Genomic DNA, 25,383 nt, shown 5'->3' with positions numbered 1-25,383 from the left:
CCCCTTCGCGGGGGAGGGTTCACCCCAGTTCGATGCAGCCGCCGTCGACGTAGAGATCGACGCCGTTGATGAAGGCCGCCTCGGCGCTGGCGAGGAACAGCACGGCGCTGGCCACTTCTTCGCTGGTACCCATTCGGCCGATCGGCACCACGCCAGCCATCATTTCGCGCATGCCGGCGATTTCGGCCTCGCTGGCATCGCGCTTGAAAATCTCTGTGTCGGTCGGACCGGGGCTGACCATGTTGACCCGGATCCGGCGCGGCAGCAGTTCCTTGGCCAAGATCCGCACCGCCGCGCGCAGGCCCGCCTTGGCGGCGGCATAGGCCACATTACCCGGCACAGCCGCGACCGAACCGATCGAGCCGGTGACGACAATCGACCCGCCATCGCGCATCAGCGGCAGGGCGCGCTGCATGGCGAAGAACGCGCCGCGCAGGTTGACCTGGTGGATGCCGTCCCAGAATTCTTCGGTCACATCTGGCACCGGCGCGAAGCCGCCGACCCCGGCGTTGACAAACAGCACGTCGATCCCGCCCAGCGCCTCGGCGATTTCGGCCATGGCGGCGTCGGTCTGCGCGACATCGCCCATGTCGCTGACGATGCCGAGGCCTTCCACCTCTTCGGCGGCGGCAGACAGCGTTGCCGCATTGCGCCCGGTCAGCGCGAGCTTGGCCCCTTCGGCGCGGAACGTCCGCGCGGCGGCAAGGCCGATCCCGGCGTTGCCGCCCAGCACGACCACGCATTTGCCATCAAAGCGCATCAGAACATCCCGTTGGTGTTGGCGGCCTTTTCCGGCACCGGCTGGACCACATCCCAGTGCTCCATCACCCGGCAACCCTCGATCCGCAGGATATCGACCACGGCCACGCCCCGGTCGGTTTCGGAAAAGCGGCCCCAGCTGTGTACCGCCACGAGGTTGCCGTCCGCGATCACCCGCTTGATTTCATAATGGATGCCGGGATGGCTGGCGAAGAACGGTTCGAGAAAGCCGATGGCCGCATCGCGCCCGGTCGCCGCCATCGGTTGTGCTGGATATAGCCGGGATCGACCCAGGTTTCGAAGGCGCCGCGCACGTCCTTCTGCTCATAGAACCGGGTCATGAACTGGGTGGCGACCTGCTTGGGCGTCAGCTGGCAGGTTTCGGCCTGAGCCGACTGGGGCAGCAGCGCGGCGGCGAATAGCACGGCAAGGATCGGGGCACGCATCGGCAAGTCTCCTTCAGAACATCGGCAGCGGGTTGACGGGATTTTCGGGCACGTCCTGCAACACATCCCAGTGTTCCACGATCTTGCCGCCTTCGACACGGAAGATGTCGACCACCGCCAGCCCCGGATCGCCCGCATGGCGGATCACGTGGTGGTGGACGATCACGTGATCGCCATCGACAAAGGCGCGCTTCAGATTGTGGGTGCCTTCGGGCGACTGGGCCTTCACGAAATCGAGGAAGTCTTTCAGCGCCTGCACCGTCGGCGCGGCCAGCGAGGAATGCTGGATATAGCCTGGCGCGATGTAGTCATCCACGCGGGCGCTATCCATCGGCATCAGCACGTCGCGGTACATCGCCAGCACCAGATCGAGATTGGCCTGTTCCTGCGCGGTGCGGCTCATCCGAACTCCCCTCTTGTCTTTATAACAATTGGTAAGATATGCCTGAGCGCGAAGAGGGCGTAAAGTCCGATTGGGAGAGCATATGGACCGCGCAGGGCTTTACGCCGTACTCGATGATTACCTCGCCGCCTTGCAGGCCCGCGCGCCGCAGCGCCTGAGCTGGGCCGCAGACGCCAGGACCAGCGAAAACAACGTCATGCTGGAACCCGGCGACGGCCTGTGGGGCACGATCGACCGGCTGGGCGACTATGACCTGCGCTTTGCCGATACCCGCACCGGCCAGGTCGGCTTTTTTGGCGTGACGCACGAACATACCGAGGAATCGGGCTTTGCCCTGCGCCTCAAGGTAGCCGCCGATGGTGCGATCGAAGAGGCGGAAAGCATCGTCGTGCGCCAGTCGGACAGCGGGATCAAGTTCCTGAACCCGCGCTTCTGGGACAAGCCGATCATGAATTCGCTGGCCGAGGCGCCGACCCCGCGCGAGGAAATGATCGCGCTGGCGGACGGCTATTTCTCCACGCTCCAGCAAAACGACGGGACGATCCGCACCAAGTTCCACCCGGAATGCGACCGCGTGGAAAACGGCGTACAGACCACTCGCAATCCGGAATTCGCCTATGTCGTGCCGGTCGCGGCGCTGGGCTGCGAAGAGCAGTTCCGCGCGGGCAACTACCGCTATGATGACCGTCTGCGCGGCCGCCGCTTTCCGCTGGTGGACGAGGAACGCGGGATCGTGATGGCGTTCGGCTTCATCGACCATTGCGGGCGGATCAAGGAATACCAGCTGACCGACGGGCGCACCGTGCAATCGCCGATCCGCTATCCGCACAGCTTCTACCTATCGGAACTGTTCCGCATCGACGGCGGCATGATCCGCCAGATCGAGGCAAACTTCATCACCGTGCCCTATCACATGAAGAGCCCGTGGGACGGCCAGTAATGTTGAAGCGCCTTACCCTTCTCGCCGTCCTAGCCTTGGCCGCTTGCGGACCAAAGGAAACCGCCCCGCCCCAGCAGGCTGAGGCGGCCGACAACTGGACCAATCCCGGCGGCGATGCGGGCAAGACCCACCATTCCCAGTTGACCGACATCACGGCTGAAAACGTCGGCCGGCTTGGCCTCGCTTGGGAGGCACAACTCGGCACCAACCGCGTGCTCGAAGCGACGCCGGTAGTCGTGGACGGGGTGATGTACACCTCGGGCGTAGCGGGCCGCGCCTATGCCTTCGATGCGGCGAGCGGCAAGGAACTCTGGAAGTTCGAGCCCAAGGTCGACATGCAGGTCAACCGCACGGTCTGCTGCGACATGGCCAACCGGGGGGTGGCGGTAGCGAACGGCAAGGTGTTCGTCGCCGCGCTCGACGGCATTCTCTATGCGCTCGACGCCAAGACCGGGAAGGTCGCCTGGCAGGCCGACACGATCGAGGACCATTCGCGCGGCGGCAATTCCACCGGTGCGCCCGAAGTCGCCGGCAGCGTGGTGGTGATCGGCAATGGCGGCGCAGACTATGACGCGCGCGGCGATGTGTCTGCCTGGGACATTGCCACCGGCAAGCTTGTCTGGCGCTTCCACGTGGTTCCGCGCGATCCCAAGCTGGGGCCGCAGGACAACCCGGAACTGGAAGAGGCGGTCAAGACCTGGGATCCGCGCAGCCGCTGGGACATGGGCGCGGGCGGCGGGCCGTGGGACGCGATCAACTATGACCCCGAAACCGGGCTCGTGCTGGTCGGCACCGGCAATGGCGAACCCTACAGCCTCGACATCCGCTCGCCCTCGGGCGGCAACAACCTGTTCGTCTCCTCGATCGTCGCGATCGAGGCGAAGTCGGGCCGGATGAAGTGGTATTACCAGGAAAGCCCGCAGGACCAGTGGGACTACGACGCCACCGCGCCGATGATCCTCACCCGCATGACGATCGACGGCGAGGAACGTCCGGTGGTGCTTCATGCGCCCAAGAACGGGTTCCTCTATGTGATCGACCGCCGCGACGGGAAGCTGCTGCGCGCCAACAAGATCGTCCGCGTCAACTGGGCCAAGGGGATCGACCCCAGGACCGGCGAGGCGATCATCGACAACGAGGCCGCCGATTTCAGCCACGGCCCCAAGATAATCTTCCCCGGCACCCCCGGCGCGCGCAACTGGCACCCGGCCAGCTATGACCCGGCATCGGGCCTCTACTTCGGCGCGATTCAGGACATGGGCAACCTGATGTTCGTGCCGCCGGGCGACAAGCCCTACAAGCCCAAGGGGCTGAACACCGCCGCCGCGCTGATCTTTACCCCGCAGCTGGAAGCCGCGCTGGCCACCCTGCCCCCGCCCGTCGCGGCGCAGGTGAAGGCATTGCCGGCGTGGGCCGAAGTGCTGAAGAACCCGGGCGGCACCACCATGCGCGCGATCGACCCGCTGACCGGCAAGACCGTGTGGTCCCAGCCGATGGCCGGGTGGCAGGATCGCGGCGGCGTGCTGACCACGGCCAGCGGCCTCCTCATCCACGGCAATCTTGCGGGCCAGCTGGTGATCCGCGAGGCCAAGACCGGCAAGATCCTGCGCACCATCGAAACCGGCACTTCGATCCTGGCCGCGCCGATGACCTACAAGGTTGGCGGGGTGCAATATATCGCGGTGATGGCGGCCTGGGGCGGCGGAGGCTTTCCCTATGTCCCGCCCTATTCAGCCGCCTACCAGCGCGGCAATGCCGGACGACTGCTGGTGTTCAAGCTCGATGGCGGCGCAGTGCCGTTGCCGCCCTTGCTCGCACCGCTCGAGGTCGCACCCGAGCCGCCCGCCCAGGCCCCCGGCGTGACGATGGACACCATCGCCCAGGGCCGCGCGCTGTTCTTCACCAATTGCGCGATCTGCCACTCGAACCAGCACCGCTCGATCACGCCGGACCTGCGCCGGATGCAGCCGGGCACGCACGATGTCTTCGACCGCATCCTGCTTGAAGGGCTGCTGGTGCCGAACGGGATGCCGCGCTGGGACGATGTGCTGAAGCCCGCCGACGTGAAGGCAATCCACGCCTACCTGATCGACGAACAGGGCAAGACCCGCCGCGACGAGATCGAGAAGAAGAAGCGCGGCGTGCCGCTCGATGCGCCCAGCCTGGCGATCTTGTCGAATTACTGAGGAACCGACCGATGCTTTCCACTCTGGACAATCCCCAACTTGAATTCGGCTTTGCGATCCGCCTGTGGTTCACCCGCACCTCGATGGTGCCGGACATCCCCACCGGCGGATGGCGCAGCGCGGTTTATGTCGACAGCGGCGAGATCGACGGACCGAAGATGAAGGGCCGCGCGATCCCCAATTCGGGCGGCGACTATGCCCATTTCCGCCCCGACGACACGGCCGTGTTCGATGCGCGCTACCTGCTCGAAACCGACGACGGCACCACGATCTACATGCAGAACAAGGGCTATCTGTGGGGACGCGAGCCGGACACCATGGGCAAGCTGCGCAAGTGGGCCTTCGAGGGCGGCGAGCCGGTGCCGCACGCCGAGTATTACCTGCGCGCCCAGCCCACCTTCGAGGCCCCCCGGGGCAAGTACGAATGGCTGACCCGCCATATCTGGATCGGCGTTGGCGAGCGCAAGCCCGACGGGAACTACGTGAAGTACTACTACCTCACGTGAGACTTGTCATACCGCCGGAAATCTGCTTTCAATCATAACAATTGTTATAAATATCGAGGAGGGGAGAGCGTGAAGCTCATCACACCGCCGCGCGTCAGCCCGCAGGCTTTCGACACCGCAATGCAAGCCTTCGCCGGGGTGGTCGGCAAGGACTGGGTCATGGCCAGCGATGCCGACCGCGATGCCTATGCCGATGCCTATGCGCCCGGCCCGCAGGACCAGTGGCCCGCCGGCGCGGCGGTTGCCCCCGCCTCGGTCGAGGAAGTGCAGGCGATCGTGAAGCTCGCCAACGAGCACAAGACCCCGCTGTGGCCGGTCGCGCGCGGCAAGAACCTCGGTTACGGCACCGCTGCCCCGCGCATGGCGGGCAGCGTCGTGCTTGACCTTGGGCGCATGAACAAGATCCTCGAACTCGATCCCAAGCTGGCCTACTGCGTGGTCGAACCCGGCGTCGGTTTCTTCGACCTTTACGAGCACATCCAGCGCGAAAAGGCGCCGCTGTGGATGTCGGTGCCGGGCAATGCCTGGGGCTCGGTGATCGGCAACGCGCTCGAACACGGGATCGGCTATACGCCTTACGGCCTCCACGCCCGCAACCTGTGCGGGATCGAAGCCGTGCTGCCAGATGGCGATCTGGTGCGCACCGGCATGGGCGCGATGAAGGACAACCCGGCATGGCACCTGTTCCCGATGTCCTATGGCCCCACCTTCGATCTCGCCTTTTCGCAGTCGAGCCTTGGCGTCGTCACCAAGGCCGGCATCTGGCTCCAGCCCGCGCCGAAATCGAGCCTTGAACTGGTGTTCGACATTCCGAATGCAGAGGATGTGGGCTGGGTGGTCGATACCATCGCCCCGCTCAAGATCTCGGGCCTGATCGAGCAGAACGTGTTCGTGCCTTCTTGGCTGGGCAAGATGGTGCTCAAGGGCCAGCGCAAGGATTTCTGGGACAAGCCGGGCGCAATTCCGCAGTGGCGCGTCGATGAACTGCTCAAGCAGTACAACCTCGGCTATTGGCAGGTTGCGCTGCGTCTCTATGGCGAGGAAAGCGTGGTCAAGGCCAAGGCCGAGATCGTGAAGGCCGAGATGGCCAAGAACCTCAAGGCCCCGCCGCACGAAACCTGGTGGCACGAAGGCGATCCGATCAACGCCTATGAAACCACCATGGGCATTCCTTCGGCCGTACCGCTGCAGATGTCCGACTGGATTGGCGGGCGCGGCGCGCACATGGGCTTTTCGCCCGTGGTTCCGGCCACCGGCAAACATGTGCTTGAACAGATGCAGCGCAGCCGCAAGATCATCGACAGCTTCGATGTCGATTTCTACGCCAGCTTCACCATCGGCGGGCGCTTTGCCAACAACGTCAACATGCTGATGTTCGACCGCGACAACCCGCAGCAGATCGACACCATCAAAAAGCTGTTCAACGCCCTGATCGAGGAAACCGCCAAGGCCGGTTACGGCGAATATCGCACGCACCTGGGCTGGATGGACCGGATCATGGACACCTTCAATTTCAATGACGGGGCGCTGCGCCGCTTCAACGAAAAGCTGAAGGACGCGATCGACCCCAACGGGATCATCGCGCCGGGCAAGCAGGGCGTCTGGCCAGCCGCCTATCGCGACATGGCGAAGGAGGGCCGGGCATGAAGCGCGTTCTGCTCATCGGCGCAATCGCGCTGCTCGCCGCCTGCTCCAAGCAGCAACCCGCTGCCCACGCCGCCGATGCGGGCAAGGGGCCGCCCCCGCCGCCCTATCAGATGCGGCCCGAATTTCCGGGCGGCAATCGCATGGCCGCGACCAGCGATGGCAAGACCCTGTTCGAATACCACTGCGGCTATTGCCACCTGACCGGCGGCATGGGCACCAACCTGCTCACCAAGCAGCGCATGGCTGCCGGCGAACCGCCTGAAATGGGCCTGCTTGCCAACCGCAAGGACCTGACACCGGACTACGTCAAGACGGTCGTCCGCCACGGCAAGAACGCGATGCCGCCGCAGACCAAGGTCGACCTGACCGATCCGGAACTGGACGCCGTCGCGCTCTACCTGGGGAAGGCCAAGTGAACCGGGACAAAAATGTGAGCGCGCTGACCCGCCGCGATGCGCTCAAGGTCGGGGCGATCGCCTCGGCCGCGATCGCCGCTCCTGCGGCAGCCGCCACTCTGTGCGCGCCCATGATCGTGGTGTTCGACAGCCGTCTGGCCGAATCGCTGGCCTTTGCCCGCACCATCGGGAAGGGTCACGAAGTCGATCTGGCAGCCGAACACGCCGCGCTGTTTGCCGCTGTGCGCGGCGGCCTTCCCAAGACCCGCACGGTCGAAGGCATGACCCGCTGGAGCGATTGGGTCGCGCTTCGCGGCGAACTCGAAACCCAGGGCTGGCGCGTCACCGCCGAGGAACGCCTTGCCCCGCGAGGGCGGCTGTTCCGCTGGTCGATGACGCGCGCCTGATATCGCTCTGCCGCGAGGGGCCCGGGCTCAGCCCGGATTCCTCGCGCGGACGAACCAGCTCATTCCCGGCATCATGACCGAACCATCGCGGTAATACGGGGTCAGCGCCTCGACCAACGCCGCCTCGGCCCTGGCCACCACAACCCCGCCCTGCGCTTCCAGAACTCCGCGCATTGCCAGCGAATCGAGCACAAACCCGGCCGCCTCTGCCGGGCTTGACCCGGCCCCGCCCAGCGGCTGCTCGGCGCGGTGCGGGGTAAAGCTAACATCGCTGAAGCCCGCTGCCTCCAGCATAGCGCCGGTGGCCTGCGGATCGGCGAATCGGAACGGCCCGGGCCCGGAGGGATCGCGCTGGGGCACTTCGGCAAACTGGCCGATCACTTGCCCGACCAGCGCAATCCAGGTGTTTTCCGGCGGAGGCCCCCAGCAGGCGAACACCGCATCGCCGCCCGGCTTCAGCCAGCCGCGCATGTTGGTGAAGGCGGCAAGGCTGTCTTCGAAGAACATCACCCCGAACCGCGACGTCAGCCGGTCGAACGCGCCCGCGCCAAGGTCTGCGCGCTGGGCATCGGCGCAAACGAAGCTGCAATTGTCCTGCCCGGCGGCCAGGCGGCGCTGTTCGGCTTCGGAAATGAGCTGGGGGGCAATGTCGATCCCGGTCACGCTCCCCCCCGGCGCCACGGCCCGCGCAATGCCGAGCGTGGTTGGCCCGCCGCCGCAGCCAACATCCACCACTCGCTCGCCCGGCTTGAACGCCGCGAAGTCGAGCAGCGCCGTGCCGATCTGACCGATCATCGATTCAAACCGGTCGATATGCATCAACCAGCGGTCGCCGATTTCGCCGGCCCAGTCTTCCATCTCGATATCGCTCATGCCTCTCGTCCTCTCTTCCGGTCGCGCGTTTCACTGTGCGCTTAATATGGCGCTTGACCTAGCCCGAAGGTGTTTTAGTATGCAATACATACAAAAATCAGGAGAGGTCCGGGATGGCCGAAGTCACCCTCTATCATTGGGAGCCGAACGCCAATTCGGGCAAGCCCATGCTCGCGCTCATGGAAAAGGGCGTGAAATTCAGCAGTCATTACATCGACATGCTGAACTTCGACCAGCACAGCCCCGAATACCTCGCGATCAACCCGCAGGGCACGATCCCAGCCATGACCCACGGCGACCGTGTGCTCGTCGAATCGACCGCGATCATGGAATACGTCAACGAGGAGTTCGACGGTCCCGCCCTGATGCCCGCCAGCGCGCAGGACCGGCTGCGGATTCGCTGGTGGATGAAGTTCATGGACCAGTGGCTGGCCCCCAGCTTCTCGATGTTCGGGTGGAAGTTCTTCGTCGGCCCCAACGCGCTCGCCGCCCACGGCAAGGACAAGATCGAGGAACAGATCAGCCGCATCCCCCTGCCCGAACGCCAGCTCGCCTGGCGCAAGGCGGTGTTCGGCCTGTTCAGCGAGGCGGAAATGGCCGAAAGCGGCCGCCGCATCGGTGTTGGCATCCAGATGCTGGAGGCGGAACTGGGCAAGCGCGAATGGCTCGCCAGCGACGAATACAGCCTGGCCGACGTTAACGGCTTTAACCTCGCCTATGCCATGCCGCTCTCGCAGCCGCACCTCGCCAACGATGACCTGACGCCAAACATCATGCGCTGGCTGCGCGCGATCTATCGCCGCCCCGCGACGCGCGAATGCTGGAAGCTGGGCCGCACGCCGATGGCCAGCCGCGTCGAGATCCTCGAACAGGACTACATCCCGCCCCGCGACGAAGCGGAAGGCATTGCGAGCGGAGTGCGCTGAGATGAACGCGATCCTTTATCACGGCCAGCCCAACGGCCCCTCGCTCGCCGTGCTTGCTGCCCTTGGCGAAAGCGGCGTGGCGCTTGAATGCCGCGCTATCGACCTGCTCGCGGGCGAACGCCACACCATCCCCGGCCTCACCGAAACCGTGATGCGCGACATGGGGGTGGAAGGCGAAGGTCCGGTCCTCGTGATTGACGGGGAGGCGATGACCGAGAGCGTGTTTATCGCCCAATTCCTCGATGAGAGCGGCGCAAACACGCTCCAGCCCAAGGACGCCTATGCCCACTGGCAGATGCTGATGTGGTGCCGCCGCATCACCGAACGTTGCGCGCCCGCCGCTGCCTTCCTGGGCTGCAAGGCCGCTGATCCCGCCGCGTTTGCCGGGGCCAATCTCGAAGCCATCGCCAGCGAAGACCTGCGCGCGCGCTGGGCCGCCGTGCGTGCCGGGGACTTCCCCGAAGAACAGACCGCCGACAGCGTTTCCAAGGTCACCGACGCCGTGAAGATGGTCGACGATCAGCTGGCCGACGGGCGCGAATGGCTGATGGGCGATCTGACCATCGCAGACTTCGAAACCTATGGCTGGCTGGCGGGCATGACTAGCCTGCTGCCCGATGCCTTTGCCGGCAAGGACCGCGCGGCCGCCTGGATGGAGCGCGTCCGCGCCCGTCCTTCGGTACAGGCTGCGCTGGCCCGTGCTTCCGCTACCAATCCTGAAACTGTCTGGGCCCCTGGCCCCGAAATCAACCGTTGGGGTTAACCGACCATGCGTGCAATCGACTATTTCGACCGCGGCCACGACCGTGATCCGGGTCGCCTCGCGATCATCGACACCGAGAGCGGCCTCAAGCTGACTTTTGCGGAGGTCAAGGAACTGACCGAACGGATTGCTGCAGCCCTGCAGCGTGGCGGTTTCCAGAACCAGGACCTGCTCGGCCTCTATGGTCCGAACGATGGGATGTTGCTCGTCGTGCTGCTCGCCATGTGGCGCGCCAACGGCAAGTGGATCCCCGTCAACACCCGCAACGCGATCGACGCCAATGCGGGCTACATCAATTACGTGCGTTGCCAGTGGATGTTCTACCACTCGTCCAAGGCCGACGAGGTTGCCCAGCTGCGCGCACTGTGCCCGACGCTCAACCACTTCGTCTGCCTCGACAAGCCTTGCGGCCAGGACCCGAGCCTTGAACAGTTCATGGCCGGCGTGACTGCGTCCGATTTCGTCGAACCCGAAATCGATGCCTTCGGCAACATGATGGAACTGGTCGGGATCTTCCCCACCGGCGGCACGACAGGCCCGTCGAAGGGTGCCAACGTGACCAACCTGGGCTGGGGCACGATGATCGAGACTGCCGCCGACGCAATGGGTGGCCGCACCGACAATCCCGTGGCGCTGGTTTCGGCACCGATCACCCATGCCGCCGGCCCGATTGCGCTTTCGACGCTGAGCCTTGGGGCGACCCAGGTGATCCTGCCCGGCTTCGATGCCGAGGACGTGCTGGCGGGAATCGCGAACTACAAGATCACCCACATGTACCTGCCGCCGACGGCGCTCTACCAGCTGCTGGCCTCGCCCGACATCGGCAAGCACGACTATTCATCGCTCAAGATCTTCATCCTCGTCGGCAGCCCGTGCAGCCCCGAAAAGCTGCGCCAGGCGGTCGAGGTGTTCGGGCCGTGCATGTGCCAGTCCTATGGCCAGGTCGAATGCCCGATGATCGTCGCCTGGTTCCCGCCCGAAGACGTCGCGCGCTTTGCCTACGAAGCGCCCGAAAAGCTGGCGAGCTGCGGCAAGGTGACGCGTTCGATCAAGGTCGCGCTGCTCGATGACGACGGCAAGCCCGTCCCCAAGGGCGAAGCCGGCGAAATCTGCGCGCGCGGTGTGCTGGTCTCGCACTCGTACTTCGAAAAGCCCGAAGAAACCGCCGAAGTGCGCAAGTTTGGCTGGCACCACACCGGCGACGTCGGCAAGTTCGACGACGAAGGTTACCTCTATATCGTCGACCGCAAGAAGGACATGGTCGTCACCGGGGGCTTCAACGTCTTCACCGCCGAGGTCGAAGCCGCAGTGACCGAACTGCCGCAGGTGCGCGAATGCGCCGTGTTTGGCGTGCCGCACGAGAAGTGGGGCGAGCAGGTCCACGCGGTGGTTGTCGCCGATGGGATCACGGCGGATGAGATCATTGCCTATACAAAGGCGAAGCTTGGCGGGGTGAAAGCTCCGAAAACCGTTGCATTTATAGACTCGATTCCTAGGACGGCAGCGGGCAAGATGGACAAGAAGGAACTGCGCAAGCCCTACTGGGGCGGCTCGGACCGGATGGTTAACTGACCCGCCGATCAGCGGGCAGTTCAGGAGAGAGGGAATTTTGATGCGATTGAGGGTTCTGGCGCTTGCAGCGCTGCTGCCGCTCGCCGCTTGCGGCAAGCATGCGTCGCCACCGGTTACCGAGGGCGTTACCGATGCGATGATCGCCAACCCGCCAGAGGGCGAGTGGCTGACCTATGGCGGGGATCACGGCGAACAGCGCTTCTCGGGCCTGACCCAGATTAACGACCAGAACGTCGGCCAGCTTGGCCTGACCTGGTCGGCCGATCTTGAAACCGCGCGCGGCCAGGAAGCGACCCCGCTGATGCACGACGGGGTGCTCTACGTCTCGACCGCCTGGTCGATGGTCAAGGCCTTCGACGCCAAGACCGGCGCGCTCAAGTGGTCCTATGATCCCAAGGTCCCGCGCGATACCCTGGTGCGTGCCTGCTGCGACGCGGTGAACCGCGGCGTCGCGCTCTACGGCGACAAGGTCTATGTCGGCACGCTCGACGGGCGCCTCGTCGCGCTCGACCAGAAGACCGGCAAGGTCGCGTTCGAAAAGGTCGTCGTTCCCGATCAGCAGAACTACACCATCACCGGCGCCCCGCGCGTGGTGAAGGGCAAGATCCTGCTCGGCTCGGGCGGCGCGGAATACAAGGCGCGCGGCTATCTTGCCGCCTATGATCCGCAGACCGGCGACGAATTGTGGAAGTTCCACACCGTGCCGGGCAATCCGGCCGACGGCTTTGAAAACAAGGCCATGGAAGAAGCCGCCAAGACCTGGGGCAATTCCAAGTGGTGGGAACTGGGCGGTGGCGGCACCGTGTGGGATTCGATCACCTATGACCCGGCCACCAACCTGGTGTTCTTCGGCACCGGCAATGCCGAGCCGTGGAACCCCAGCGCCAATGGCCGCGCGGGTGACAGCCTCTACACCTCGTCGATCGTCGCGGTTGATGCCGATACCGGCGAATACAAGTGGCACTTCCAGGAAACTCCGGAAGACCGCTGGGATTATGACAGCGACGCCCAGATCACCGTCGCGGACATCGACGTGAACGGCCAGAAGCGTCACGTCGTGCTGCACGCGCCGAAAAACGCGTATTTCTATGTGCTCGACGCGAAGACCGGCGAATTCCTCTCGGCCAAGCCGTTTGCGCCGCAGACCTGGACCACCGGGATCGACCCCAAGACCGGGCGGCCGACGATCAATCCGGAAGCCAAGTACGAACAGACCGGCAAGCCGTTCCTGGCGCTTCCGGGTGCGGGCGGCGCGCATAGCTGGCAGCCGATGAGCTACAGCCCGAAATCGGGCCTGGTCTACATCCCGGCGAACCTTGCGGCGATGCCGTACATGGCAGCCAAGGACTGGAAGGCCAGCGACATCGGCTTCCAGACCGGCATGGACGGCGCAACCGTTGCCGCGCCAGCCGACAAGGCCGTGCGCGAAGGCGCCAAGGCCGCGACCACCGGCGCGCTGATCGCGTGGGACCCGGTCAAGCAGCAGGAAGCCTGGCGCGTGACCCACACCGGTCCGTGGAACGGCGGCACGCTGGCAACCGCGGGTAACGTGGTGTTCCAGGGCAATGCCGATGGCTACTTCGTGGCCTACAGCGCCGACAAGGGCACCAAGCTGTGGTCCTTCCCGACCCAGACCGGCGTGATCGCTGCGCCAATGACCTACATGGTCGATGGCGAACAGTACGTCGCGATCCTGGTCGGCTGGGGCGGCGTGTGGGATATCGCCACCGGCGTCGTCGCCAAGAAGTCGGCCGCTGCTCAGAACGTCAGCCGCCTTCTGGTGTTCAAGATCGGGGGCAAGGGCCAGCTTCCGCCGATGAAGCCGCTGGCTGCGCTGCCGCTCGATCCGCCGGCCTTCACCGGCACGCCGGAACAGGTTGCACGCGGTGCGAACAACTTTGCGCGGTACTGCTCGGTCTGTCACGGCGATGCCGCGCTTGGCGGCGCGCTCAACCCCGACCTGCGCCACTCGGCCTACATCGCCGCTCCCGAAGGGATCCGCGCGGTCGTGATCGATGGCGTGCTGATGCAGTCCGAACACCCCAAGGGGATGGTTTCGTTCAAGTCGGTGTTCAAGCCCGAGGACGTCGAGGACATCCGCCAATACCTGGTGAAGCGCGCCAACGAGGACAAGGCACTGGGGGACAAGTAACCCCCGGCGCCTGCCTCGCTGACGACAACAAGAAAGGGCGCGGGAACTTCGGTTCCCGCGCCCTTCGCTTTGTCCGTGCCCGCCTTGTCAGGGCTGGATCAGCACCTTGCACTGATCGGTGCGACGCTTCAGCCCCTCGAAAACCTGCGGCACATCGCCCAGCGCGATCGTGCTGGTCACCAGCATACGCGGTTCAGCAGCCCCGCTACTCAGCGCGTCCAGCGCATCCTCATAGTCCTGACGGGTAAAGAAGGCGGACGTCACCAGCCGCACTTCCTTCGACAGCATGGCAAAGCTGTTGAAGGTATCGGGCCTGGTGCACAGCCCCAAGAGCAGGATCGTGCCGCGATTGCGGACCTGGTTCACCGCCTGGGCGATCAGCCCCGGCACGCCGACGCATTCGAACACGATGTCGGGCTTGGCCCCGCCAAAGGCGCGGTCGCTGGCCGCCACCGGATCGGCCGGATCAACGAGGAAGGCATCGGCCCCCATGCCGAGCGAACGCTCGCGCTGCCAGTCGGCGATGTCCTGCACCGCAACCTTCGCCGCGCCCATGCGCCGCGCCCAGAACGCCACGGCCAGACCAATCGGCCCCGCGCCCAGCACCAGCACGTTATCGCCCGGCATCATGCCCGACAGGCGCACCCCGTGCAGCGCCACGGCCAGCGGCTCGATGATCGCGCCATCGGCGAGGCTTGCCGATTTGGGCAGGTGGACGCACTGGTTGGGCCGGGTCACAGCATATTCGGCATAGCCCCCGCCCTGCAGGCCGAAGCCTTCGCACCACTGGACTTCGCCCGCGATGCAGTGCGCGCATGTACCGCAGCTCTTGAGGGGGATGACCGAGACGAGATCGCCCAGCGCCAGCCCCTCCGTGCCCTTGCCCAGCGCGACGACCTCGCCCGCGAATTCGTGCCCGAAGACCTCCCCCGGAACCGAACCGAAGGCCTCGTCCTCGCTCATGTGCAGGTCGGAGCCGCAAATCCCGCAGCGGCCGACCTTGACCACCACCTCGCCTGCTTGCGGGGTGGGTTCGGGAACGTCCTCAACCACCAGCGGCTGGTGCAGGCCGGTAAAGCGCGCCGCCTTCATTGCCGCACGCTCACAGGTAGAGCTTCGGATTGATCGGGATGCCCTGTTCGCGGCAGTAGGTTTCGTAGTGTTCGATGAACCACCACACATCCGCGGTCATCACGAACTGGGCGTTCTCGTCATAGAACTCGATCGGGCCCTGCATCCAGCCGAACAGCTTGCAGCCCTCGGGGTGGTCGGTGACCAGAGTGTGGCTTTCGCCCGGCACTTCCAGGATCAGTCCGCCCGGGGTCGCCACCCAGTCATATTCCAGATAGCGCACCGAACCTTCGAGGCAGACCATCGTGATCGTGCCGCGATGCAGGTGCGTGCCGATCGCGCCGGGGCTCTTCACCCACAGGATGTTCGAGAACAGGTTCTGCCGCACGTCGAAGGCCAGGTGCTTGATCGCGGCGTTCTCGCCAAACGGCACCCACGGGCTGTCGGTGTCAGTCAGCGCGTCGATATAGCGCCCGCCCGGGCTGTACTTCTGCACCAACGCGCGCTGGGCGAAGGGGACGTCGACAATCTCGGCCTTGTCTGACGGCGGTGCACTCATGGTGGCCATGGCAATTCTCCCGTTATGGTTTGTCTGTTCGTGTTCAGATGAAGGGCCGGATCGGGTTCTTGCCGTCCCAATCCTGCGCGGCTTTCCAGAAGCTGGTGAAATGCGCGTCCATCGCGTCGGACACCGGCAGCAATTCAATGAAGCAGGGCGCACCGGCGTGGCCGTTCTCGATGAAGATTACGTCGCCCCCGGTCGGCACGGGCGAGCGGTAGCATTCCTTCCACCCGCGCGAGAGATAGTCGGCGAGCGCCGCCTCGGTATCCTCGAACGCGATGCCGTGGTGGTGCAGGCCGTAACCGCTGCGCTCGATCACTTCCTTGTAGATCGAGGGATGATCGTCGAGCGGCTGCATCAGTTCGATCCAGGTCTGCCCGGAAAAGCCCATCGCGATCCTGAGGTCTGCCTGGCTCACCGTGCCGCGATAGGTCTGCGCGCCGGGCTGGAGGAAATTTTCGATCACGAAGAATGGCCCGGCCCCGCAATCGCGGATGAAATGGTCGATCGCGGCATCGAGATCTTCGACCACATAAGCCATCTGCGCGACACTGCCGAGCGCCTGGCCCCAGCCAAGTTTCCGCATCAAACATCCTCTCTAGAAATTGTAAGTTATTACGCCTATTCATGCCACAGGCTCGGCGAAGCGCAAGCGCATTCTGACGCGCCCCGGGCATCATAATCTGGCGAACAACGCCGGTCGGAGAGGACCAAATGGCCAAGGACAACAAGATTACCTTCTACGATCTCCAGCATGCGTCCGGATGCACAACCAGCCCGTTCGTCTGGGCGACCAAGTACGCGCTGAAGCACAAGGGCTTTGACCTCGATGTCGTCGATGGCGGCTTCACCGGGATTATGGACCGCACCGGCGGGCGCAGCGAACGCCTGCCCGCAATCGTGGATGACGGCGAATGGGTGCTCGATTCGTGGCTGATCGCCGAATACCTCGACGCCAAGTATCCTGATCGCCCGACCCTGATCGGCGATCCCGGGATCAAGCCGCTGACCGAATTCCTCGAAGGCTGGCTGTGGAAGACCGCCGTCAGCCCCTGGGTGCGCTGTTTCGCCGTGCAGTACCGCGATCGCTGCAAGCCGGAAGACATCGGCTACATCACCGAAAGCCGCCTCAGGATGTGGGGCCAGCCGGTTGAGGAAATGGCCAAGGGCCGAGAGGACGTATTCCCCAAGGTCCTGCCCGAACTGGAGCCGCTGCGCGCCCTGCTGCGCGAGCGCAAGTGGCTGGGCGGCGATGCGCCGAACTATGCCGATTACCGTGCGCTTGCCGTGTTCCTGTGGTGCGCCAGCGTGGCCGACGTGCCGCCGATGACCGAAGACGAGCCGCTGCGCGACTGGATCGATCGCGGCTTCGACCTTTACGGCGGCCTTGGCCGGATCCCCGGCATGAGCCCGCTGTTCGGCTATCAGCCGCGCCCCGGCGATCCCGAACCGTTCGAGCGCACCCCGCGCGATTTCGGTCTGACCAAGCGCAATACCGGCCCGGCCTCGACCGCCGCCGAAACCGCACGGCTCAAGGGCTAGGCAGCGAGGACAAATTCCGCGCGGTCTACGAACTGGCTCCGTGCGGGATCCGGGCGCGGATCGCGAACACCGCGATTGCGCCATAGGCGATCGCGGGCACGGCAAAGGCAGCAGCCAGGCTTGCCGTGTCCGCCAATCGTCCAACCAGGAACGGCAGCAGCGCTCCGCCCGCGATGGCGAGGCACAGCAACCCCGAAGTTGAACTTTCGGACACGCCCGAACGCTCGAGCGTGAGCGAGAAGATCGTCGGGAACATGATCGAATTGAACAACCCGACCGCCAGCGCGGCATATCCGGCCAATGCTCCCTCGGTGCCGAACGCAACCAGGCACAGTACGGTTGCGGACCCGGCGCAAAACGCCAGCAGGCGCGGCGCCGGGATCCGGGTGAGCAAGGCCGCACCGATGAACCGCCCGACCAGCGCTCCGCCCCAGTAGAGGTTGGCGAGATAGTGCCCGCTTTCGGCAAGCGCCAGGTCCAGCACCTGCGGCTGATGCAGGAAGGCGATCATGATCGAGCCGATCGATACTTCCGCGCCGACGTAGAGCCCGATTCCCACGGCCCCCGCAATCGCCCAGCGCGAGCGCAACGCGGCCAGCGCCGAGGCATTTGGTGTCGGGGCAAGCGCAGCGGCAGCAACTGCGATCCGCGGACGCATCGCGACCACAAATAATGCGAGCACCGCTATCAACACGGCCATCACGCCGTAAGCCTGACCGACCGCGCCGAGCACGTCAGCGCGCTGGGCGGCATCGATCAGAGCGCCTTGCTGGGCCGTCATCACCTTGTCGCCCAGCATGATCCGCGAACCGAAGTGCGCGCCCATCACCACGCCGAGCGAATTGAACGCCTGTGCAAAGCTCAGCCGGAAATGGCTTGACCGCGCCGGGCCCAGGGCGGCGGCAAGCGGATTGGCGGCAACCTGCAGCACGTTGATCCCGCAGGCCAGCACGAACAGCGCGGCAAGCACCGCGAGATAGCTCTCGACGGTCAGCGCCAGCCGCACCAGCAGACACCCGCCCAGCATCACCGCAAGGCCCAATTCGACCGCACGAACCGCGCCAAGGCGATTGCCGAGCGCGGCGGCGGGCAGCGACATCACCCCGAATGCCGCAAAGCTGACCAGCTGTATCGCCAGCCCTTCGGTATAGTTCAGGCGAAAGACCGCGCGCAGCGCCATGATCAGCGGGTCGTTGTTCGACGCGATAAAGCCCCAGACCAGGAATAGCGTGGTTATGGCAATGAACGCCCCGCCGATCCCAAGGTCATTCAGGCGCTTCATCGCGGTGGTGGCTCCAGCCAGGTAAATGTCATCACCTCACCCGCAGGCACGGCGGTACGGAAGGTCTGGCTGCCGGTCCGCACGGTCAGCGCCCTGGCATCGCTGGTGCCGTTATGCACCAGCAGGACCATGCTGCCATCGCCGTTGCGGAAGGCGGCGTGGGTCAACCCCGATGCGCCGCCGCTGCTGTCCAGCACCCGTGCGCCGGGGCGGACGAAGCGGCTGACATGGCCGAGCACGTAATATTCGACATTGCGGGTCACCGCGCGGGTCTTGCGGTCGATCGTCACCACCCCCCGGCAATCGCCGCAGCCGCCCAGATGCGGGCCGTGGTTCTCGTCGAGCGCGAGGTTCCAGAGCATGGTGCCGCGCGATCCGGCGCGGGTTGGCGCGATGATCAGGTTGTCGGTCATCCAGCCCAGCACCGAACCCCAGCCCGGTTCCCATTCCCCGCCCGAGCATTCGGAGAAGAACACGTCCTTGTCGGGATGGGCGGCCCGAACGGCCTCCATCGCTGCCGGATCGCCGGCATAGCAGTGCCACGCCACGCCGGTGACGTGGGCCGCTGCCGCCGGATCGCCCAGCACCGCCAGCGGCTCTTCAGGATGATCCCAGTTGTGATCCCAATCGAGGATTCCGACGCGGGTCTTGCGCGCGGCCAACAGCGGGCCAAGATGATCGCCGATGAAGCGGGCGCGGGCCGCAGCGGGGAAGCGCATGCCGGGATAGTTATCCGGCTCGAACCGCGGCTCGTTCTGGACCGAAATATAACCGACCGGCAGCCCTTCGCGCTCCATCGCGTCAAGGTAGCGGCCGAAATAGGCGGCATAGGCGCCATAGAATTCGCTTCGCAGCTGGCCCTTGATCAGGCTGCCGGTGTCTTTCATCCAGGCCGGCGCGCTCCACGGGCTGGCCATCAGCACCAAGCCGGGATTGATCCGCTTTGCCGCCTTGAGCGCCGGAATTTGCGCCGCCAGCGGCCCTGCCATCGAGAACTGCGTCAGGTCCGGATCGGTCTGCCCCGGCGGCACGTCGTCGAGGCTGTAATGCGTGGTCGAAAAATCCGATGCACCGATCGGCACGCGCACGAAATTGAGCGCCAGCCCGTCGGCTCCGAACAGGTCGGCGAAAAGCTGGTCGCGCTCATCCCGGTGCAGCACCTGTTCGAACAGCTGGGCCGACGCATCGGTCATCGCCGCGCCGAAGCCGACCACTTCCTGCCGCCGGGCGGCCGGATCGATCACGATGGCATCGCTTTCGCGGCCCGCAGACCCGAAGGACAGCGCAGAGCCAGGGGCGAGCTTGCGCGTCCCGTCCGCGCTGCTGCTCCAGACGCGGACCTCGCCGCTCTCGCCGCCACTGGCGCGCGGCAGTTCGCCTGCCCCGCAGGCCACAAGCGCGCCGGCGAGGCCCAGCGCCGCCAGGGCGCGCAGCGCTGCGCGGCGCAAGATCATGCCGCTGCCGGGCAGGTCTTGGCGACGTATTCGGCGTGGGTCGGCATGACCTTCACGCATTTGCCAATCACCGCGGCGATGTTCGAGAGATACTGTGTCAGCTGGACATCGCTCTTGAGGTTCACCTGCGGATCGTAGGCACGCGGGATCAGGCCCTGGCCGATGAACACTTGAATCCAGCTTTCCTCGGCGAACAATTCCTCGTCCTCGCGGAAAATCCGGCCGTTGGCCATCCACAGGTCGATCTTGCACTGGAGCGTGTCAGGCACGTCCATATTGCGGCAATAGTTCCAGAACGGCGTGTCGTCGCGTGCGGTCGCCTTGTAATGGAGGATGATGAAGTCGCGGATCCGCTCGTATTCGAAATCGCTTTGACGGTTGAATTCGGCGATGTTGGCGGGATCGAAGGTGAGGTCCGGAAACAGCCGGATCAGGCGGATGATCCCCGACTGGACGAGGTGCAGGCTGGTCGATTCGAGCGGTTCGAGAAAGCCACCCGCAAGGCCCACTGCAACGCAGTTCCGGTTCCACAGCTTGCGGCGCTTGCCGGCCTTGAAGCGCACCTGCAGCGGGTCGGCCATGGCCGCGCCATCGACATTGCCCGTCAGGATCGCGGCGGCTTCATCGTCCGAGATGAAGTCCTTGGCATAGACGTGGCCATTGCCGGTGCGGTGCTGCAACGGGATCCGCCACTGCCAGCCCGAACCGTGCGCGATCGAGCGGGTATAGGGCGTGAAATTTTCGGACCGGGCGCAGGGCAAGGCGAGCGCACTGTCGCAGGGCAGCCAGTGCGACCAGTCCTCGAACCCGGTCTGCAGCGCGCCTTCGATCAGCAGGCCGCGAAAGCCCGAGCAATCGATGAACAGGTCGGCCTCCAGCACCTGACCGTCCGCCAAGGTGACCGACTGAATGAAGCCGTCCTCGGCGCGCAGCGCGACATCGACCATCCGCCCCTCGACGCGCCGGACCCCGCGTTCCTGCGCATAGGCGGAAAGGAACCGCGCGAACAGCGATGCGTCCATGTGATAGGCATGGGCGATCTGGCTGAGCGGGCTGTCGCCCATGTTGGGCTGGGCGCGCACGAACTTGTTCTCAAGCGCGGCAGCGGTGTTGATAGAATAGGCCGCGAAGTCTTCGGCCCGGCCCAGCTCGCGCGCTTTCAGCCAATAGTGATGGCAGCGCAGCCATTCCCAGTCCTGTCCGATCACGCCAAAGCCGTGAATGTATTTGTCGCCCTGCTGCCACCAGTTTTCGAACTGGATGCCCAGCTTGAAGCTGGCCTGGGTGCGAGCGATGAATTCGTTCTCGTCCAGCCCGAGCAGGTCAACGTATTTCTTGATCGCCGGGATCGTCGCCTCACCCACGCCGATCGTGCCGATTTCCTCGGATTCGACCAGGGTAACGTCGTACATCCCCTGGAACAGCCGCGCCAGCAGCGCCGCCGTCATCCAGCCGGATGAGCCACCGCCCAGAATCAGGATGCGCCGCAAGGGTTTCATCCCAGTCACTCCTCTCGACCCGTCAGGGACACATTGCGGGGATGGCCTGCTCGGTCAGGCGCCCGGTCCTCTTCGGCATCGCATAGGATAAGCCATAGCCGCGTGCAAACAGCTGCTCAGCCACCGGGTAGCCGCCGCTCGGGCAGGCGGTCGCCGGCCAAGCAAACGATAGTCGGGCACTGAAATCGAGCTGCCGCGAACCGGCGAGCAGGTCGGCCAGTGCCCCCGCTTCCGTCCCCGGCAGGAAGGCCGCCACGAAGGCATCGGACTGGTTGAGCAGGTCGGTCGCGTACTCGGTCCGGCCCGAATAGAGCAACGTCACCACCGGCACGCCCTGGCCCGACACCTTTGCCAGGATCGCACTCTGCGCGGGAAAACGCGGAGAGAAAGCCAATGGCGCCGGCCAGCGCACATCGCCCTTCATTTCGGCATAGGGCGTCTCGCCCACGACGGCGATCACCGCATCGAACTTGCCCGGCGCAAAGGCGCTGCCATCGGGCGAATAGGTGACGTTGGCGGCACCGTAGACGCGCCGAATCCCGCCCAGCATCGTTTCGCCCACCGGGAAGTCGGCATTGTCGGTCTCGTCGCCCTGCCAGGTCATCGACCAGCCACCGAGCTGCGCCGGAAAGCTGTCTGCCGCCGCTCCCACGACCAGGATGCGCTTGCCGGGTGCAAGCGGCAGTGCCCCGTCGTTCTTGAGCAGGACGGCCGACTTGCGCACCGCCTCCTGCGCCAGCGGACGATCCGCGAGGGCCGCCGCATCGCCGGTATAGCGGCTTGCAGAAGTTGGTTTGTCGAACAGGCCCATCCGGAACTTGACGCGCAGGATGCGGGTGACGGCATCGTCGATCCGCGCCATCGGCACGCGGCCTTCCTGCACGTCGGCCACCGTATTGGCGATGAAGCTCTGCCACTTTTCCGGCACCATGAACACATCGATCCCGGCATTGATCGCCTGCGGGCAATGATCAGTGGTGCAACCCGGCACCTGCTCGATCGCGTTCCAGTCGGACACGACCAGACCGTCGAACCCAAGCCGGCCCTTGAGCACGCCGGTCACCAGCGCCTTGTTGCCGTGCATCTTGCCGAATGCCGTGGCCGCGCCGCCCGCCTGATCCAGCATGGTCCAGCTGTTGTAGCTGATCATCACGGTTTGCACGTTGGCATCCAGCGCAGCATAATAGCCCGCGCCGTGCAGCCGAGCGTAATCCTTCGCGGTGCTCCGGTTCTCGCCCTGGTCAACGCCATTGAAGGTGCCGCCATCCCCGGCGAAGTGCTTGACGCTGGCGATCACGTCGCCCTCGCCGGTGAGGTTGCCCTGCAGCCCCCGGATCAACGCGGCGCCGTTGGCCGCAACTTCGGTCGGATCGCTCGAATAGCTTTCGTAAGTGCGGCCCCAGCGCTGGTTCTGGACCACGGCGACGGTCGGGGCGAAGGCCCAGCTTATCCCGGTGGCGCGCACCGATTTTGCGGTGGCCCGCCCGATCCGCTCGACCAGCGCGGGATCGTGCGCCGCGCCAAGCCCGATGTTGTGGGGATAGATCGTCGCTCCATAGACGTTGTTGTTGCCGTGGACCGCGTCGATCCCCCAGACGATCGGGATCTGCACCTTCATGTCGGTCGAAGTAGCAGCCTGGGCATAGGCCGCCGCCAGAGCGGTCCAGTCGGTGACTTTCGCGTGCTTGTTCATGTCCGGCCATGCACCGCCACCGTTCAGGATCGTGCCGATATAGTGTTCACGCACCTGATCGGGGGTGATGTAGCGGATGTCGGGCTCGGTCATCTGCCCGATCTTCTGCTCGAGCGTCATCCCCGCGACAATTGAGGCAATTCGCGCCTCGGTTGCCGGATCGAGCGGGCCGGCCTTGCGCTGATCCCAGGCGGAAATCGCTTCCTGCTCGGCAGGGGACCATATGGGCGCGGCCGGGGCGGAAATGGTGGAGGCAGCGCAGGCTGCGGCAATCAGGGGGATCAATGAAACGAGTGCGCTACGGATCTTCACTGAGACATCCCCGGAAAAGTCACGAAAACAGGCCGGGCAGGCTGCGCCTGCACCGAAAGATTAGAGCCGCCCCGCCGCAGAGAGGGAGGAATGGCGGGGCGGACCTGGGTGGACCGGCACGGAACCATTCGGATCCATGCCGATCGGATCAGAACTTGTAGTTCAGGCCCAGCAGCCACTGCCGGCCGTACTTCTCGTAGGTTTCGAGGACCTGCGTTCCGTTGACCGAGTAACTGGTGCGATAGGGCGAATCGAGGACGTTGCTGACCTGCAGCTGGATCCCGAACCCGCTCAGCGACGAACCTTCTGGGAACTCGTAACCGATCTGCGCGTCGAGCTGCTTGTCGGCCAGGATCATCGGGTAACCCAGGTTCGTCCAGAGCGAGACGACCTCACCCTTGAACGCCGAGCGATAGCGATAGCTCGCGCGCGCCTGGAACCCGCCCTTTTCGAAGTAGCCGGTGACGTTATAGACCCACTTCGAGAAGCCCGGCAGCACGCCGATCTTCGCATCCGCCGCAGGCTTCAGCGCATAGTCGCTATACGACACGCTGCCGCTGATCCCGAAGCCATCGAGGGCCGAGCTCAGCTTGCTGAATTCGAGCGCGCCCGAAACTTCGACGCCGCGCACCCAGCCGCCCTGCCCGTTGGCCGGAGCGCTCAGCGATCCGATCGGGCTGATCGTGACGTTCGCGGGGATCGACGATGCCGAGGCCGGCAGCGGGAAGCCCGAGAAGTCTGCCGGAATTGTCTGGGTGTAGATGTAGTTGTCCAGCCACATGTAGAAGCCGTTGACGCTGAAGTAGGTCGCCTTGCCGCCGTACCATTCATAGGCGACGTTCAGCTCCTTGGCGCGCCAGGGCTGGAGGTTGGGGTTGCCGCCCGAGGCCGACCACGGATGAACCTCCTGGCCCGGGGTGCAACCAGGGCTGCCGGCGCAGATCGCGCTGTTGAAGCCCGGCGTCATGTTGGCGCGCATGTCGTCCATGCGCGGTCGGGCCATGACCTTGGCCGCGGCGAGGCGCAGGCGGTGTCCACCACCCAGGTCGTAGAACAGGTTCAGGCTGGGCAGCACGTCGGTGTAGTCATCGTTGACGTTGACGTTGCTGAGCGCGATCGGGTTCACCAGCGTGTTGATCCGCAGGCCGGCCGATGACTGCCACTGCTTGATCACCTGAACACCGACGTTGCCCTGCAGGTTGCCGGCATCGATGTTGAGCTTGCCGCGCAGCGTCAGGATGTCTTCGGTGATCCCCCACGACTTGTCGTAGTGGTTGGCATCCTGCAGATGGACCTGGTTGTAATAGGTGTCGAGCGCAGCCGGCAGGTTGAACGCAAGGACATTCATCGAGCCCGCGAAATCGAGCGAAGTCGGGGCAACGAGGTACTGCGAGCCGACCGGAACCTGCGCGCGGTCGTTCTTGAGGAACAGGTCGATTTCGTCGACCGTCTTGTCCTTCACGCGGTGGGTGAAGTTCATTCCCACTTCAAGGCTGCTGAACGGCCCGCCGCCGAATTCGCGCTTCACGCCGAGGTCGGCCGCGAAGACTTCTTCCCTGATGTGCGGCGATTTGAGCAAGCCGTCATGACCCCAGCCGCCCCAGGGAGCCTTGTCGCCAAGCGACACCTTGCTGGCATCGGCATAGTTCAGGCCGAAGTTGGTGAACTGCGGGAAATCGTTGGCCGGGACCGCGAAATCATAGCTGTCCATGACGCGGGTCTGGTAGGGGCCGACGCCGTAACCCTGGTAGGTTTCGATGTAGGTCTCGTTGCGGGTGTTGCGCGAATAGCTGAGGTCGGCGGTCAGCTGGGTGCTGTCGTCCATCTTGAATTCGCCGTTCCAGCCGATGGCGAAAAGGTGGTCCTCACGCGTGTTGTAATCGTTGCGCAGGATCGGGGCGGCATTGGTGAAGTGCCCGGCCGTGCCGAACTGGTTGCTGCCGATGGTCGTCGCGGTGACGTTGCTGAAGGTGCCGTTGTCGGCCCACTGATC

General features: G+C 64.9%; 24 protein-coding genes. 11 read left to right on the top strand and 13 right to left on the bottom strand.

Features of this window, described 5'->3' with window-relative positions; all coding sequences use genetic code 11:
- Positions 1 to 19: 19 nt before the first annotated feature.
- The 4 genes from ACE3SN_RS06255 to ACE3SN_RS06240 are packed head-to-tail and all read right to left on the bottom strand — an operon-like array spanning position 20 to position 1,608.
- A complete protein-coding gene (locus ACE3SN_RS06255; RefSeq protein ID WP_374528537.1) occupies positions 20 to 760 on the bottom strand; it encodes an SDR family oxidoreductase in 741 nt (246 codons plus the stop codon).
- On the bottom strand, positions 760 to 1,020 hold the full coding sequence (locus ACE3SN_RS06250) for a nuclear transport factor 2 family protein (RefSeq protein ID WP_374528535.1): 261 nt from the start codon (positions 1,018 to 1,020) through the stop codon (positions 760 to 762). The genes ACE3SN_RS06255 and ACE3SN_RS06250 overlap by 1 nt, the downstream gene beginning before the upstream one ends.
- Positions 930 to 1,205, bottom strand: coding sequence for a hypothetical protein (locus tag ACE3SN_RS06245; protein ID WP_374528554.1), 276 nt, complete (start codon positions 1,203 to 1,205; stop codon positions 930 to 932). The genes ACE3SN_RS06250 and ACE3SN_RS06245 overlap by 91 nt, the downstream gene beginning before the upstream one ends.
- A gap of 13 nt (positions 1,206 to 1,218) precedes the next feature.
- A complete protein-coding gene (locus ACE3SN_RS06240) occupies positions 1,219 to 1,608 on the bottom strand; it encodes a nuclear transport factor 2 family protein (RefSeq protein WP_374528533.1) in 390 nt (129 codons plus the stop codon).
- 82 nt (positions 1,609 to 1,690) lie between these two features.
- On the opposite strand from ACE3SN_RS06240, the gene ACE3SN_RS06235 reads away from it, so the two are divergent.
- The 6 genes from ACE3SN_RS06235 to ACE3SN_RS06210 all read left to right on the top strand — a co-directional run bounded on the left by ACE3SN_RS06235 (position 1,691) and on the right by ACE3SN_RS06210 (position 7,689).
- Positions 1,691 to 2,548: a hypothetical protein gene (locus ACE3SN_RS06235; RefSeq protein ID WP_374528531.1), complete on the top strand. Its 858-nt coding sequence runs from the start codon at positions 1,691 to 1,693 to the stop codon at positions 2,546 to 2,548.
- Entirely contained in the window at positions 2,548 to 4,734 is a 2,187-nt protein-coding gene (locus ACE3SN_RS06230) for a PQQ-dependent dehydrogenase, methanol/ethanol family (protein ID WP_374528529.1), read from the top strand. The genes ACE3SN_RS06235 and ACE3SN_RS06230 overlap by 1 nt, the downstream gene beginning before the upstream one ends.
- Positions 4,735 to 4,745: 11 nt before the next feature.
- Positions 4,746 to 5,240, top strand: coding sequence for a DUF3237 domain-containing protein (locus ACE3SN_RS06225; protein WP_374528528.1), 495 nt, complete (start codon positions 4,746 to 4,748; stop codon positions 5,238 to 5,240).
- A gap of 69 nt (positions 5,241 to 5,309) precedes the next feature.
- Positions 5,310 to 6,887, top strand: a complete 1,578-nt coding sequence (locus ACE3SN_RS06220; protein ID WP_374528526.1) for an FAD-binding oxidoreductase — start codon at positions 5,310 to 5,312, stop codon at positions 6,885 to 6,887.
- Positions 6,884 to 7,303 (top strand): cytochrome c, encoded by a 420-nt coding sequence (locus ACE3SN_RS06215; protein WP_374528524.1) that lies wholly within the window; start codon positions 6,884 to 6,886, stop codon positions 7,301 to 7,303. The genes ACE3SN_RS06220 and ACE3SN_RS06215 overlap by 4 nt, the downstream gene beginning before the upstream one ends.
- Positions 7,300 to 7,689 (top strand): hypothetical protein, encoded by a 390-nt coding sequence (locus ACE3SN_RS06210; protein WP_374528522.1) that lies wholly within the window; start codon positions 7,300 to 7,302, stop codon positions 7,687 to 7,689. The genes ACE3SN_RS06215 and ACE3SN_RS06210 overlap by 4 nt, the downstream gene beginning before the upstream one ends.
- 27 nt (positions 7,690 to 7,716) lie before the next feature.
- On the opposite strand, the gene ACE3SN_RS06205 is transcribed toward ACE3SN_RS06210, so the two are convergent.
- Positions 7,717 to 8,562, bottom strand: a complete 846-nt coding sequence (locus ACE3SN_RS06205) for a class I SAM-dependent methyltransferase (protein ID WP_374528520.1) — start codon at positions 8,560 to 8,562, stop codon at positions 7,717 to 7,719.
- A gap of 113 nt (positions 8,563 to 8,675) precedes the next feature.
- Here ACE3SN_RS06205 and ACE3SN_RS06200 point away from each other — a divergent pair, with 113 nt between their 5' ends.
- Genes ACE3SN_RS06200 through ACE3SN_RS06185 form a run of 4 tightly spaced genes read left to right on the top strand, consistent with a single transcriptional unit; the run spans position 8,676 to position 13,975 of the window.
- On the top strand, positions 8,676 to 9,488 hold the full coding sequence (locus ACE3SN_RS06200) for a glutathione S-transferase family protein (protein WP_374528517.1): 813 nt from the start codon (positions 8,676 to 8,678) through the stop codon (positions 9,486 to 9,488).
- 1 nt (position 9,489) lies between these two features.
- A complete protein-coding gene (locus ACE3SN_RS06195) occupies positions 9,490 to 10,251 on the top strand; it encodes a glutathione S-transferase family protein (RefSeq protein WP_374528515.1) in 762 nt (253 codons plus the stop codon).
- A 6-nt stretch (positions 10,252 to 10,257) separates the two neighbouring features.
- Positions 10,258 to 11,823, top strand: a complete 1,566-nt coding sequence (locus ACE3SN_RS06190; RefSeq protein WP_374528513.1) for an AMP-binding protein — start codon at positions 10,258 to 10,260, stop codon at positions 11,821 to 11,823.
- 40 nt (positions 11,824 to 11,863) lie between these two features.
- Positions 11,864 to 13,975 (top strand): PQQ-dependent dehydrogenase, methanol/ethanol family, encoded by a 2,112-nt coding sequence (locus ACE3SN_RS06185; protein WP_374528511.1) that lies wholly within the window; start codon positions 11,864 to 11,866, stop codon positions 13,973 to 13,975.
- An 87-nt stretch (positions 13,976 to 14,062) separates the two neighbouring features.
- Here ACE3SN_RS06185 and ACE3SN_RS06180 read toward each other — a convergent pair whose 3' ends face one another.
- Genes ACE3SN_RS06180 through ACE3SN_RS06170 form a run of 3 tightly spaced genes read right to left on the bottom strand, consistent with a single transcriptional unit; the run spans position 14,063 to position 16,194 of the window.
- Complete coding sequence (locus ACE3SN_RS06180) at positions 14,063 to 15,067, bottom strand: alcohol dehydrogenase catalytic domain-containing protein (protein WP_374528509.1); 1,005 nt, start codon at positions 15,065 to 15,067, stop codon at positions 14,063 to 14,065.
- 10 nt (positions 15,068 to 15,077) lie between these two features.
- Positions 15,078 to 15,605 (bottom strand): 2,4'-dihydroxyacetophenone dioxygenase family protein, encoded by a 528-nt coding sequence (locus tag ACE3SN_RS06175; RefSeq protein ID WP_374528507.1) that lies wholly within the window; start codon positions 15,603 to 15,605, stop codon positions 15,078 to 15,080.
- A gap of 43 nt (positions 15,606 to 15,648) precedes the next feature.
- Positions 15,649 to 16,194 (bottom strand): VOC family protein, encoded by a 546-nt coding sequence (locus tag ACE3SN_RS06170; RefSeq protein WP_374528505.1) that lies wholly within the window; start codon positions 16,192 to 16,194, stop codon positions 15,649 to 15,651.
- Between the two features lie 128 nt (positions 16,195 to 16,322).
- Here ACE3SN_RS06170 and ACE3SN_RS06165 point away from each other — a divergent pair, with 128 nt between their 5' ends.
- The gene (locus ACE3SN_RS06165; protein ID WP_374528503.1) at positions 16,323 to 17,150 is read left to right on the top strand and encodes a beta-etherase; all 828 of its coding nucleotides are present in this window, start codon (positions 16,323 to 16,325) and stop codon (positions 17,148 to 17,150) included.
- A 25-nt stretch (positions 17,151 to 17,175) separates the two neighbouring features.
- Here ACE3SN_RS06165 and gluP read toward each other — a convergent pair whose 3' ends face one another.
- The 5 genes from gluP to ACE3SN_RS06140 form a co-directional block, all read right to left on the bottom strand.
- Entirely contained in the window at positions 17,176 to 18,432 is a 1,257-nt protein-coding gene (gene gluP / locus ACE3SN_RS06160; protein WP_374528502.1) for a glucose/galactose MFS transporter, read from the bottom strand.
- On the bottom strand, positions 18,429 to 19,886 hold the full coding sequence (locus ACE3SN_RS06155; RefSeq protein ID WP_374528500.1) for a glycoside hydrolase family 30 beta sandwich domain-containing protein: 1,458 nt from the start codon (positions 19,884 to 19,886) through the stop codon (positions 18,429 to 18,431). Before ACE3SN_RS06155 ends, gluP begins: the two co-directional genes overlap by 4 nt.
- Positions 19,883 to 21,385 (bottom strand): tryptophan halogenase family protein, encoded by a 1,503-nt coding sequence (locus ACE3SN_RS06150; RefSeq protein ID WP_374528498.1) that lies wholly within the window; start codon positions 21,383 to 21,385, stop codon positions 19,883 to 19,885. Before ACE3SN_RS06150 ends, ACE3SN_RS06155 begins: the two co-directional genes overlap by 4 nt.
- A 22-nt stretch (positions 21,386 to 21,407) precedes the next feature.
- Positions 21,408 to 23,390: a glycoside hydrolase family 3 protein gene (locus tag ACE3SN_RS06145; protein ID WP_374528496.1), complete on the bottom strand. Its 1,983-nt coding sequence runs from the start codon at positions 23,388 to 23,390 to the stop codon at positions 21,408 to 21,410.
- A 148-nt stretch (positions 23,391 to 23,538) separates the two neighbouring features.
- On the bottom strand, positions 23,539 to 25,383 hold a 1,845-nt coding region (locus tag ACE3SN_RS06140), incomplete at its 5' end, for a TonB-dependent receptor domain-containing protein (protein ID WP_374528495.1).

This window comes from Novosphingobium sp. (genome assembly GCF_041915465.1).
GTDB lineage: Bacteria > Pseudomonadota > Alphaproteobacteria > Sphingomonadales > Sphingomonadaceae > Novosphingobium.
This window is presented reverse-complemented; position numbering and strand designations above follow the sequence as displayed.

Coding starts and splice junctions, on each gene's coding strand:
- ACE3SN_RS06165 (WP_374528503.1), top strand. CDS start 16,323: ATGGCCAAGGACAACAAGATTACCTTCTACGATCTCCAGCATGCGTCC.
- ACE3SN_RS06195 (WP_374528515.1), top strand. CDS start 9,490: ATGAACGCGATCCTTTATCACGGCCAGCCCAACGGCCCCTCGCTCGCC.
- ACE3SN_RS06150 (WP_374528498.1), bottom strand. CDS start 21,385: ATGAAACCCTTGCGGCGCATCCTGATTCTGGGCGGTGGCTCATCCGGC.
- ACE3SN_RS06180 (WP_374528509.1), bottom strand. CDS start 15,067: ATGAAGGCGGCGCGCTTTACCGGCCTGCACCAGCCGCTGGTGGTTGAG.
- ACE3SN_RS06230 (WP_374528529.1), top strand. CDS start 2,548: ATGTTGAAGCGCCTTACCCTTCTCGCCGTCCTAGCCTTGGCCGCTTGC.
- ACE3SN_RS06240 (WP_374528533.1), bottom strand. CDS start 1,608: ATGAGCCGCACCGCGCAGGAACAGGCCAATCTCGATCTGGTGCTGGCG.
- gluP (WP_374528502.1), bottom strand. CDS start 18,432: ATGAAGCGCCTGAATGACCTTGGGATCGGCGGGGCGTTCATTGCCATA.
- ACE3SN_RS06235 (WP_374528531.1), top strand. CDS start 1,691: ATGGACCGCGCAGGGCTTTACGCCGTACTCGATGATTACCTCGCCGCC.
- ACE3SN_RS06170 (WP_374528505.1), bottom strand. CDS start 16,194: ATGCGGAAACTTGGCTGGGGCCAGGCGCTCGGCAGTGTCGCGCAGATG.
- ACE3SN_RS06200 (WP_374528517.1), top strand. CDS start 8,676: ATGGCCGAAGTCACCCTCTATCATTGGGAGCCGAACGCCAATTCGGGC.
- ACE3SN_RS06225 (WP_374528528.1), top strand. CDS start 4,746: ATGCTTTCCACTCTGGACAATCCCCAACTTGAATTCGGCTTTGCGATC.
- ACE3SN_RS06255 (WP_374528537.1), bottom strand. CDS start 760: ATGCGCTTTGATGGCAAATGCGTGGTCGTGCTGGGCGGCAACGCCGGG.
- ACE3SN_RS06190 (WP_374528513.1), top strand. CDS start 10,258: ATGCGTGCAATCGACTATTTCGACCGCGGCCACGACCGTGATCCGGGT.
- ACE3SN_RS06205 (WP_374528520.1), bottom strand. CDS start 8,562: ATGAGCGATATCGAGATGGAAGACTGGGCCGGCGAAATCGGCGACCGC.
- ACE3SN_RS06215 (WP_374528524.1), top strand. CDS start 6,884: ATGAAGCGCGTTCTGCTCATCGGCGCAATCGCGCTGCTCGCCGCCTGC.
- ACE3SN_RS06155 (WP_374528500.1), bottom strand. CDS start 19,886: ATGATCTTGCGCCGCGCAGCGCTGCGCGCCCTGGCGGCGCTGGGCCTC.
- ACE3SN_RS06245 (WP_374528554.1), bottom strand. CDS start 1,205: ATGCGTGCCCCGATCCTTGCCGTGCTATTCGCCGCCGCGCTGCTGCCC.
- ACE3SN_RS06185 (WP_374528511.1), top strand. CDS start 11,864: ATGCGATTGAGGGTTCTGGCGCTTGCAGCGCTGCTGCCGCTCGCCGCT.
- ACE3SN_RS06250 (WP_374528535.1), bottom strand. CDS start 1,020: ATGGCGGCGACCGGGCGCGATGCGGCCATCGGCTTTCTCGAACCGTTC.
- ACE3SN_RS06175 (WP_374528507.1), bottom strand. CDS start 15,605: ATGAGTGCACCGCCGTCAGACAAGGCCGAGATTGTCGACGTCCCCTTC.